The 11,905-nt window shown below is 56.3% G+C and carries 6 protein-coding genes; 3 read left to right on the forward strand and 3 right to left on the reverse strand.

Annotated features, from left to right (window positions below; genetic code table 11):
- Positions 1 to 31 precede the first annotated feature (31 nt).
- From RE6C_RS17915 to RE6C_RS17925, 3 genes are all read right to left on the reverse strand, one after another.
- Complete coding sequence (locus RE6C_RS17915) at positions 32 to 4,525, reverse strand: PVC-type heme-binding CxxCH protein (protein WP_008658778.1); 4,494 nt, start codon at positions 4,523 to 4,525, stop codon at positions 32 to 34.
- Between the two features lie 325 nt (positions 4,526 to 4,850).
- Positions 4,851 to 5,129, reverse strand: coding sequence for a pyrimidine/purine nucleoside phosphorylase (gene ppnP, locus RE6C_RS17920; RefSeq protein WP_007330923.1), 279 nt, complete (start codon positions 5,127 to 5,129; stop codon positions 4,851 to 4,853).
- Between the two features lie 96 nt (positions 5,130 to 5,225).
- Complete coding sequence (locus RE6C_RS17925) at positions 5,226 to 6,479, reverse strand: DegT/DnrJ/EryC1/StrS family aminotransferase (protein WP_008658782.1); 1,254 nt, start codon at positions 6,477 to 6,479, stop codon at positions 5,226 to 5,228.
- Positions 6,480 to 6,646: 167 nt separating this feature from the next.
- On the opposite strand from RE6C_RS17925, the gene yajC reads away from it, so the two are divergent.
- The 3 genes from yajC to RE6C_RS17940 form a co-directional block, all read left to right on the forward strand.
- Positions 6,647 to 7,066, forward strand: coding sequence for a preprotein translocase subunit YajC (gene yajC / locus RE6C_RS17930; protein WP_007330921.1), 420 nt, complete (start codon positions 6,647 to 6,649; stop codon positions 7,064 to 7,066).
- Positions 7,067 to 7,144: 78 nt separating this feature from the next.
- Positions 7,145 to 10,441, forward strand: a complete 3,297-nt coding sequence (locus RE6C_RS17935) for a protein translocase subunit SecDF (protein ID WP_008658784.1) — start codon at positions 7,145 to 7,147, stop codon at positions 10,439 to 10,441.
- Positions 10,442 to 10,598: 157 nt separating this feature from the next.
- Positions 10,599 to 11,905, forward strand: a 1,307-nt coding sequence (locus RE6C_RS17940; RefSeq protein WP_236618313.1) for a sulfatase, incomplete at its 3' end; no start/stop codon positions are given.

Below are 11,905 nucleotides of genomic sequence, written 5' to 3' on the forward strand. Positions count from 1 at the left end.
AGGTTTTGGGGACGATGCAGACGGCCTCGCGTTACGACTTTTTCTTCAGCCCCATCAGATATTCGACCATATCGACCAAACCTTGTTGGTCGGTGGTGTGATGCAAGTTCTCCGGCATGATCGACTTTTCGCTCTTTTTCACGTCGACGATGTCGTCTTGGTCGAACTCCAAATCAATCGCTTCCGCCGTTCGCAGGACAAGCTTTTCGTCGGTCTCGGATACCAGAACACCGTTCACAACACGGCCATCTTCGGTCAAAGCAATCATGTTCTCGTAGTTGTGACTGATGCCGGCACTGGGTGCCAAGATCGACGTGAACATCGCTTCGCGAGAAAGCTTCGACCCAATCTCGGACAAGTCCGGGCCGACTTGTTTTCCAAACCCATCGACGATGTGGCAGTTCGCACAAGTCGCGACGCCACGAAAGATTGCCATCCCCTTCTTTGAGTCGCCACTCAGACGCACCAATTCGTCCAGCGGTGGAAGAGGCTTGCTGTCCGCCGCGGCGGGTTGTGGCAACAACTCCTTCGCACGTTTCGCGATTTCTTCGTTGGCGTTGCGCCCGAGCAAACCACCAGCCAACAAATGAGTGTCGGCGGGAAGCTCTTTCGCTTCCGTCATTTTCAGCAGTTCTCTCGCACCACCATCGGATTTGGCTAGCGCTCGCACGGAAGCACTTCGCAATCCGTAGTCCATTTCCGGGTCGCCCGCGGTCTTTGCCAACAAACCGATCGCACGTCCATTGCCGAGCGACCCAAGCAGCGACACCACGCGTCCGAACTGGCCATGATCGTACTTGGAGTCTTTGGCCAAGATGCTAACGAACCGGTTCCATCCGTCCTTTCGCTTCAACAGCAAACGCAACGCGGAAAGCGACAGATTGTCATCGCCTTGCCGAAGCATCGTCGCGATGAGCTGGTCATCCATGTCGCGAATTTCAAATTGGTCGACCAGCTCGACAAAGTCCGGTTCACCGGCGCGACTGCGGATATAGTCCGTGATCGCCAATTGCGTCTTGGGAAATTTCACGGGATCGAAGTCGGGCATCCGCTTCACCGTTCGAACCAATACCTGTGGATCAACTTCTTTGCCGCTGTTTTCATCAGGCAACAACTGGCGAAGAACCAACCCACGAACGGCATCGGGATGGTATTCCAGCGACCGGAAATAACGTTTGGTTTCGTCACTAGGCATTCCACCAGCCAACAACTCGACCATCTTGGCCGCCGCATCATCGGTACGCAGACGCCAAACCAAATCGCGTCCCGCGGGCGTGTTCCAATTACCTCCGTTGGCCTTCATCCAAGACGCAAAGCACTCCGCGGCTCGCAGATCACTTCCGATGCCAAGAGCTTCCAACATCCAGCGATCCTCACCGTCGTACTGCTGAGCAAGCTTTGCCCAGACGCTCGGCATCGCATCGGATTCATCAAACCGCAACGCGACAGCCAGCTCTCGCCGGACTGCGGACGATGAATCGCTCGCCGCTTCACCACAAACATTCGCGACGGAAAGCCCAAGTTGCTTGCACAGCCGAATCGCGGTGCAACGAATGTTGGCGTCGTCATCGCCGAGAGCCTTGTCAACGTACTTCCGACCTTGCCCTTCGATCTTGCCGAGCAACCACAGAGCACGAGCCCGATAGCGTGGGTTATCGTCTTGGTAGAGCGAAAGCAAAGCGGGCTCTGCATCTGTACCCATCGAGTGCAGCTTTTGCCAAGCGAGATACCGCACCGAACGGTTTGGACTTTTCAACGCCGCGATGGCCCCGTCGACCGACGACAAATCAAACTTCGGCACCGAGTACTTCACGCCCGGCGGTGCCACACGGAAAAGTCGCCCACGATCGCTGTCTTTTTGATGGTGTCCACCGACACCAGGATCGTACCAATCGGTCACAAACAACGATCCATCGGGAGCCACGCAAACATCCGCGGGCCGAAACCAGTTGTCGGTCGTGCCGGTAATCAACGGTTCGATGGTGGCTGAGTATCCCGCACCATCCGGCTTCATCGGATACGCCCGAACCACGTTGGGACCGGGATCGCAGTGAATCACTTCGTCCCAAAAACGTTTTGGCAACAAACGGCCTTCGTACATGCAGATTCCGCTGGGCGATCCAGCCCCGGTTTGCAAAACATTGGGTACCACACCGGGGTCGTTCAAGTGCCAGTGTTGCAGCGGAATCTCATCTTCCAAGTTGATCCGATCAGCTCGCCAAGACGCACCGGTTTGTTCGTCTTTGTACCCGTAGTTGCCTTGCTCCATCACAAAGTTAATGCGAGTCCCACGGTTGCCGTCATCGTCATTGTCGCTTTGCCACAACGCGCCAAACGAGTCGACCGTGGTTTCCCAGTTGTTGCGGAAGTTGTGAGCCAACACTTCAAAGTTGGAACCATCCAGGTCGCATCGAAAGGGCATCCCGCCAAACAGAGGCTTGCCATCGTCGACAACTGCTCGACCATGAATGTCGACCACCGTTTCACCGTTTGCATCTTTGACCTGCATCCCGGTGTTGCCGAAATTCCAGTAAAGCTTTCCGTCGTCACCGAACAAAAATGAGTGTGCGGAGTGATCATGTTGCGGCTGTCCCGTTTCGGTGAACAACGCAACCTTTGAATCAGGAACATCGTCACCGTCGGTGTCAGTGAACTTCCAAATCGTCGGCGAAGCGGAAACGATAACTTCGTTTCCGAGCACACAAATCCCCATCGCCGAATCGATGTCACGGCCTTGGTAGTAGGTGTGAACGTGATCGAGTTTGCCGTCGCCGGTCGTGTCTTCCAAAATCAGAATCCGATCGCCTTCCGGACGAGCCCCTTGGTTGCGGCGATAGTTCATGACATCGCAAACCCAAACGCGGCCGCGATGATCGATGTCGAGATTGGTCAAGCTGGACAGATCCGGCTCGCTTCCCATCAACGTCACTTCCAATCCTTCGGCCACCTCCAATCCCGCGACGGCTTGCTCGGGCAAACGCTGTTGATCGACCGATTTCGCATCGACTTCGTTCAAATTGTCGGGAGCGGCACCAGCGTAGATGGCAAAGCGAACGCTGGTGTTGCTTCCGTTTTGTTGGTTCGTGCCACCACTTTCCAAAGCCCCGGTCACGGTGAATTTGTCAAAGCCCGGCGGAACGTCAAATTCGATCACGCTGGGAGCATGCGTCCCGATCGACGTCTTGCCCGCAGGCTGGTTTTGAACCAGCACCGGACCGCCGGAACAGTTGGCATTCTTTCGAACGTCACCCCATCCAGCTCGTGCGGTCACCCAACCTTGTTCGACCAAGTCCAACGTTCCCTTTGCACCATGCAAGGTCGGATCCAACCAAGCCACATGGTCGCACGAATAGTCGTTGCCTCCTTCGCTGACCACCAAGAACAATTTGCGTCTGGCCATTTCATCGACTCCGCCCAAGTCCACTTCGATCGAAACGCGATGATCAGGCGTCGCGGTTGTCACCAGTGGGCTGACGTGAAGCAGTTTGGGTGCAACCGCTGAAGTCGACTCCTTTGACGGTTGCTTCTTCTTGCTACCGTCCTTTGACTCCTTTTCCATATTCAACGGAATTTCGAATTCCTTGGCGACTGATTTCAGATCAAAATCCTTCGGCGGATCGTAGTCTTGGTCTGCCATCAACTGTTTCGCCGGGATTGGTTTGAGCGAACCGGCTTCCTTTGACGGGTCGTCGCCAGCAGTCCAACGAATCGCATTGGTCACCAATCGACGCACGGGAACGTGCGACCAATTCCAATGATGGTGTCCGCCGGTGAAGCCAAAGCTGCGACCGCCGATCTCGGGTTCATAAGCCCAAGCGACCGTCTGCAGTTCACCCGCCGCAACTGACTTGCGAGCGTGCGGGTTGCCGGTGTGGGCACTATCCGGACGCCGCATCGTTGACTCGGGAGCAACCGCCTGCAGGATCGGAGTCAGCTTGCCTTTGTCCGAAAAACGCAAGTGAAAGTACCACTCGTCATTGGTCGAGAACGAATCCACACCGTGCGTGATAGGATGCTCAGGCAACGAATCAAATTTCGCGATCCAGTGCGGATTGACGCTGTAGTGAATTTCAAAGTGCCCGCCCAACAACTCGACCATGTCATCGCCGGATTCACCGGGCGACATCTCAGTTGCGTAGTGCAAACAAACCAAACCACCGCCGCGTTTCAACAACGCTCGCAATTCATCGCGATGATTGAATGCAACGTGTCGACCTTGTCCGTCGCTGTAGAGAACGACACTGTCAGCCGATTCCACCTTGGACGCATCGCTTGGCCAACCACGCACGACTTCGGTTTTGAGATTCGGGTTGGCTTCCAACAAGGATTGCTCGAGAACCTTCAACCCGGCGTAGTGCTCATGGGCCCCATAACCGTGGCTGGGTTTGCCCGCGATCAGCAGGATCGACTTCTCAGATCCATCGGCGGACTCGGCCGTGGTGGCCAACATGTTCCAAGTGAGAATGGTGCACGTGAATGCGGCGACCCAGGACCACGAGGTGGTCGGCAAGACATCATTTTTCATGGAAGCGGGAGAACCAAGGTTCCAGGTGGGAGGATTCCGGCGGGGCGAAACGACAACGGGGGCCGACGCGAAACTCGAATGAGGCGTCGAACAAGAGGTCCCCATTCCGCGGCAAGGATGATCGCTTCACCCTTCGCTCGGAACAAGAAAGCTCTGAGACCCGTTGTCATTCACTGACAGGGAATCCGATTGTAACCCAACAAGAAGTCCATGGAGTTGCGGTGCGATCGATTCGCATTCAGGAATGCCAAACGAAATCGATCGGGACGTCCGCGGACCGGAACACTGAAATTCTGCTCCGGCGTCAGATTTGGACCGCGGTTTCTCAGCTGTAGAAGCAAAGGTACGCGGTGGGCTCGATCACTCGAACCTGGAACTTTTGATTGGCATCGATTCGGAACTCGGATCCGGCTGGATAAGCCCGATACCCGGGTTCGCCGGGCAGCTTGGCTTCCAACTTGCCCGAGACAATTTTCATCAGCTCTTTTTCGCTGGTTCCAAATTCGTAGTCGCCCACCAGCATCACGCCGGACGTCGCACGGCCTTCGCCATTTTCGAAGGCGATGGAAGTGACGTTGCCGTCGAAGTATTCGTTGACTTGCATGATGAGATCTCCGCGAAAGGGAACTTGGGACAGGAACGGCGAGGAAGATAATTCAACGCTCCCATATTCGCGAGCCACATTCCTGACCGGATTCGCTCACAACATTTTCGACAAACAGCCTGCGACGCGTTCGGCAACGTCCGGTGTCAGCAAGGCTCGATGGTCGATCACCAGCAGTGATTCACTCAACGCGGCCGCGTTTTTGAGCGAAACCGGTTTGCTGCTTCGGCGATCACTCGTTCGATGCATCGCGCGGAATCCTTCACCGCAGGGCAACTCAATCGTTCGCAATTGCTGAATCACCTTCGCTCGAGTCTCCGCGTTTTTCGCGAGCACCGGAAACTTGTACGGAGCTCGAACCAAACTCGGGTCCTCGTCCCAAACCGCCGCACATCCGACCGAAGCCCAATCCAATTCGCCCAATCGCTGGGCGTTTTGACACCGAATTCTGTTCGACTGACTCAGCCAATCCAATTGCGGCATTAACGCGGCGCATTGAAGCGGCGACATGGGAAACGTGTCGCTCGGCCGATCCACCATGCCTTTTAGTTTTTGATACTTGCCCTCGTACTCGGTCACCAACGCACCACCATTGCCGCACGTCAGAGGCTTGCTGCCACCAAAGCTGTATGTGGTCCATTCTGCGAAATAGCCGACCGGCACAAAAACCGTTGAGCCATCCGCGTTTTGTTTGATCCGTCCCGCACCCATCGCCTGACATGCGTCCTCGACCAAAAACCAGCGGCGTTGCCGGCACAACTCAGCAAGCCCTCCTGAATCGGCGAGCTGCCCATGCAAATGCGAAACCAGCAGAATGGACTCCGGCGGTGCCTGAATCTGCTGAATCGACTTGAGCGATGGCAAAATCCCCGTCGAAGTTCGGCCGCTCCGTGTCCCCGAAGTGGGCTGCGTGTCGCACAGCACCGGGCGACCACCCAGCAATTCGACGGTTCGAAAGTTGCCGGGGTAATCGTAAGCGGACAGAATCACCTGAGTCGCCTTGCTCCGCTTTGCACCGGCCGGGCCGACTCCTAGTGCTCGCAGTGCCAACTCGATCGCCGACGATCCCGATGGGCACAAACGGACTTGGGCGGTGCCCCCGAATGCCGTGATTCCTTCGGGTGCCGACCATTTCCCCGCCGCCAGACTCACCGAATTTCGGCATCGCTCGTAAACGCCGACCTGTTCACTTTTGGCCGCCGTGGTCTCGGGATACGTCCCCCACTGACCGTCTTCCAAGACTTCTGCGACCGATTTTTCGATCTGCCTGGTCAGTTTTGCGTGTTTTGGCGGCCAAGCCGGCCACCCATCGGAGGCAACGGCGAACGATTCTTCAGCGGGAAGATCCAAGGGATTCTCAGTGCTACGCAAAGGAGGATGGCGAGGCAAGTTAGGGCTGGGCTTGTGGCGATTTTTTTGCTTCCATATCATGCCGCATTGCGAAAGACGCAGGCAACCACCAGCCAGGACGGCTGGGGCCGCGTCAAGCTAGTGTCATCATCCCCGGAACCTCTGTCTTGTTGCCCTCTTCCGATCTGTTCTTAACCGATCTACCGCGGCAGGCAAACTTGCTCGCCTTTCAGTTGCTGGCACAGGACGCAGCGCCCGCTGGAGAGTCGTCGATTCTACAGCGAATTCTCGAAAACCCTCTGATTTTGCCTGTCGGCGTCGTGGCGATCTTCTACGTCACGTACTTCGGCCCGGAACGACGACGTCGTGCCGAGGAAGCAAAGATGATGTCTTCGATGGCCAAAAACGATCGCGTGGTCACAATCGGTGGTATCCACGGAACGATCGTTTCAGCAGCACCAGACAGTGAAACGGTGACGTTGAAGATCGACGAAAACGGTTCGACACGCATCAAAGTCAATCGGTCAGCCATCGTCAAAATCGTCGGCGAACCGAAAAACAAACCCGACAACGATTCGTCGGACTGACCTCTTCCCAAACCATCCTTCCCACAGCGACTGGTTTTGGTCGCAGCGGACACATCGCACCCGTACTTAGAAACCACGATGGATCTTTCGACTCTCCCCGATTTTTGCCAATCGATTTCGGCTCAGTGGCTCGCTCAAACCGACGCTGCCGTTGCCAACGAAGTCTCCAAGGGCATCAGCACCGGACAGTTCTTGACGCTGCTCAGCGCCGCAGCCGTCCTGATTCTGCCGTTCATTGCTGGCAACTTCTTGGCGAAATCCTTGAAGATGCCAACCTATGGCACTCGCTTCGGTTTCATCTTGCTTGCGATCACCGCCAGTGGCGTGACGCTCGCAAACAAGTTCCCCAGCCTCGGTATCGACCTGTCGGGCGGTACGATTCTGGTTTACGAACTGGATCCGGAAAAGCAAGCGGCGGTCATCGAAAGCGGAGGACAGCGAATCACCAGTGAAGATTTGGTCGGTCCGCTGACCCGCCGAATCAACCCCGCGGGCACGCAAGAAATCGTCATTCGCCCTTATGGCGAACAACAAATCGAAATCATCATTCCCGAGAAAGACCCTGACGCGGTCGAACGAATCAAGGGTTTGGTCGAAGAAGCCGGACAGCTTCGTTTCGCGATTTTGGCCAACCAATTTGACCACCAAACGCTGATCAACGAAGCGATCGAACAAGCCGAATCGACTCAGCCCGGCGTCGCGACCAAAGATATGGTCGGCTCGCCAGAAGACTCGCTCTACGGCATCTGGGCTCGCATCGGATTCGAAGAAAAAGAAACCGATGGCGTCCGCCCGATGCTCGTTCCAATCAGCGGTGCCTTGGCTCGCAACCCTCGCACCGGCGCGATCCTCAACGTTCCACCCGAAGCCCGCGCGGGCGACGAAACCGTTTCGGTTGCAAGATGGTTGCAGACTCAAGACTTCGACAGCATCGAAGTCCTGATGGTCATCAACCCCAAGTTGGACATCCTCGGTGAAGACCTCGCTTACGCCGCCAGCACGTTCGACGAGAAAGGTGCCCCCGCGGTTGCCTTCACGTTGACGGACATGGGTTCAGGCCGCTTCCGAGCCCTGACGACCAACAACGCTCCCGACGGTTCACGCACCCGCCAATTGGGCATCGTGCTGGATGATGAGCTGCTGTCGGCTCCTTCGATTCAAGAACCAATGAACAAGAACGGTCGCATCACGGGTAACTTCACCCGCGATCAAGTCGACTCGCTCGTTCAAATCCTGAAGGCCGGCCAGTTGCCAGCCACCGTGACCAAGCAACCGATCGCTGAAAACGAAGTCGGCGCGACCTTGGGTGCAGACACCCGGACCAAGGGCCTCTACTCAATCGCCATTTCGCTTGGCTTGGTGCTCGTCTTCATCTTGGTTTACTACCGCTTCGCCGGCGTCGTGGCCTGCATCGCGTTGGTCATGAACATGGCGATGATCTTGGCAACGATGGTCTTCATCAACCAACCATTGACCCTGCCCGGTTTGGCCGGCTTGGTTTTGACTGTCGGTATGTCTGTCGACGCTAACGTTCTGATCTTCGAACGCATCCGAGAAGAATTGAACAAGGGCGCAAAAGCTCGCATGGCGATTCGAAACGGTTTCGCTCGAGCGACCACGACGATTATCGACGCCAACCTCACGACGTTGATCACCGCCATCGTTCTTTATGCGATCGGTACCGACCAAATTCGCGGCTTTGCCGTCACGTTGATCTTGGGCATCCTGTACTCGATGTTCACCGCGATTTACGTTTCGCGAACGATCTTTGACTTGGCCGAACGTCGCGGATTCCTGTCGCTTGGAATGTCCGATGGCGTGAACAGCATTCGCTCGGCTTTCGCCGGCGGTGGCCAGTTCAACTTCATCAGCAAAGGCAAGATGACATTGACCCTTTCGGCCATCTTGGTCGTCTGCGGTCTCGCCGCCTTGTTCGCTCGCGGACAAAGCATCCTGGACATCGACTTCGCCGGTGGTTCCTCGGTTCAGTTCCGAGTCGACGAACCCACCAAGGCCGATGAAATTCGCGAGATCATGAACAAAGCCGTCGCCGCTTCCGACAACAGCTCGGTTCAGTTCACGGTCAACGGCGTTTCGATGGAAGGAACCGAAGAAGGCACCGTCTTCAAAATCGATTCCTCGGTTGAACGAGTCGAAGACCTCAAACGAGTCATTCAGGAAGGCTTCGCCGCCTCCGAATCGGTTGGCTTGGTCACCTACAGCGTCGACATCACCCCGGCAGATCTGCCAGGTGCAACGCCGGAAGACGCCGCTCCTGAAGCAGAAGAAACCAGCTCATCTGATCCTGCCCAACTATCCGAAACCTCGACCAGCCAATGGCAATCGGTCGACAACGGTGTGATGCTGGTCGTGGCTCAAGCAGACGACGAAGAGGAAGCAGCTGCTGAAGAAACCAATGCCGATGAGGCTGCGGAAACCGAAGCAGATGCACCTGAAACAGACGGGCCCAAAATGGAAGCTCGTGAATTCCCCGGTCTTGCGTTCAGCACCTCGGACATCTCACTCGGCATCAAGGGTGCCGACGGAGTCGCTGTCAAAAACGAAGAAGGCTTGATCGATTCGATCGTGGACGCCGCTGAATCCGCTGGCGTACCAATCAATAAGGACGGCATCGTTGTCAAACCTATCGGTGAAGACATCGAAGCCTGGTCGCCCGGTTCGACGCTAGCATTCCCGCAATGGCGAGTCCAACTGCCTCTCGGCGGTGACAACGCGATCAAGGTCATGGCCGAAATGGAGAAGCAACTCGACAGCGATCCGGTTTGGATCAGCAGCAGTGCCGTTGGTGCTCGCGTCGCTGGCGACATGATCAGTCGTGCATTCGGAGCCCTGTTCGCATCGCTGCTGTGCATCATCGGGTACATCTGGTTCCGATTCCAGCGAGTTATCTACGGCTTCGCCGCTGTTGTCGCCCTGCTTCACGACGTTGCGATCACGCTCGGTGCGATCGCGATCAGCTACTGGGTTGCTGACGCTCTCGGCTTCTTGCTGATCGACCCGTTCAAGATCTCACTGACGGTCGTCGCCGCGTTGCTGACGATCATTGGTTACTCGCTCAACGACACGATCGTTGTCTTCGATCGAATTCGTGAGACGAAGGGCAAAGCACCACGTCTGACCGGAGAGATGATCAACACCAGCATCAACCAAACGCTCAGCCGAACGTTGCTGACTTCGTTGACGACGTTGATCGTGGTCGTTCTGCTGTACGCCTTCGGCGGCGAAGGCATTCACGCCTTTGCATTCGCTTTGGTGATCGGCGTTATCGTCGGTACTTACAGCAGTGTGTTTGTCGCCAGCCCCGTGCTTTTGTGGTTGGTCGAACGAGCCGAGAAGAAAGCAGCCAACGCCTAATCGACCACCGCGGACCATCCGCGACGATCAGTTAGCCCACACGAACTCCCTTTCGATTCATCGGAAGGGAGTTTTTTCGTGCCCGCATCACAATCGGCCAAACTCAATCGACTATCATTCGATGCCCCACCTTCCATCCCACCTCATGGAAATTGCCGTGCTAAATCGAGTGAGTCCATTCCTGATCGCAATCGCAATGATCTCCTGCTGGTTCCCGATTCAATCGCGAGCCGATCAACCCAACATCCTATTGATCTTCATCGACGACTTGGGCTGGAAGGACATCGGCTGCTACGGCAACGACTTCGTCGAGACGCCACGCATCGACCAACTTGCCGCCGAAGGGATGCGGTTCACCAACTTCTACGCGTCCGGTGCCGTGTGCTCACCCACTCGATGTGCTCTGCAATCGGGCCAGAACCAAGCTCGGATCGGCATCACCGCGCACATCCCCGGTCACTGGCGTCCGTTTGAAAGAGTCATCACGCCTCAAACCACGATGGCGCTGCCTCTGGACACGGTTACCGTTGCCGAGACATTGAAAGCGTCCGGTTACACCACCGGCTACGTCGGCAAGTGGCACCTTGGCAACGGCCCCGAATTCCAACCTGATCGGCAAGGCTACGACTTCAGCGCCGTCATCGGCGGACCACACCTTCCCGGTCGCTATCGAGTCCAAGGTCGATCGGACCTGAAGCCCAAACCGAACCAGTACCGGACGGACTTCGAAGCCGACCTGTGCATCGACTTCATGCGTCAGAACAAAGACAAACCGTTCTTCTTGATGCTGTCTCCTTTCGCCGTTCACATTCCGCTGGGCGCAATGTCAGAGAAGGTTCGGAAGTACGAGGCCAAGGCAAAGCAAACCGGACAGAAGCTGCCGCATCCGGTCTACTCTGCCATGACCGAACACTGCGACGACATGGTCGGTCGATTGGTTGACTCACTCGAACAACTCGATATCGCCGACGACACGATGGTCGTTTTCACGTCCGACAATGGCGGACTCTACAAACGATACGACTATCGCGAGTCAGCCGACGATTTGGTCAGCAGCCAGGCACCACTGAAAGGTGAAAAGGGTTCGCTTCACGAAGGCGGCATTCGCGTTCCGTTGATCATTCGCCATCCAAATGCCGCGAAAGCATCCACGGTCTGCGATGAGCCAACCATCAGCCATGACTTCTACCCGACGTTCGTTGAGATGGCGGGCGGCGAATTGCCGGTCAACCAAACCATCGACGGCCACAGTCTGCTGCCGCTGATGAACGAACCAACGCAGACGCTCGACCGCGACGCATTGCATTGGCACTACCCACACTATCACCACGATCGTCCCGCCAGTGCCATTCGCGAGCGAGATTGGAAGCTGATCGAGTACCTGGACGGCACCGGCGACGTCGAACTTTACAACCTGGCAAACGACCTGGGCGAAACGAAGAACCTAGCGTCCGAAAAGCAGGG

This window comes from Rhodopirellula europaea 6C (assembly GCF_000338295.1).
GTDB lineage: Bacteria > Planctomycetota > Planctomycetia > Pirellulales > Pirellulaceae > Rhodopirellula > Rhodopirellula europaea.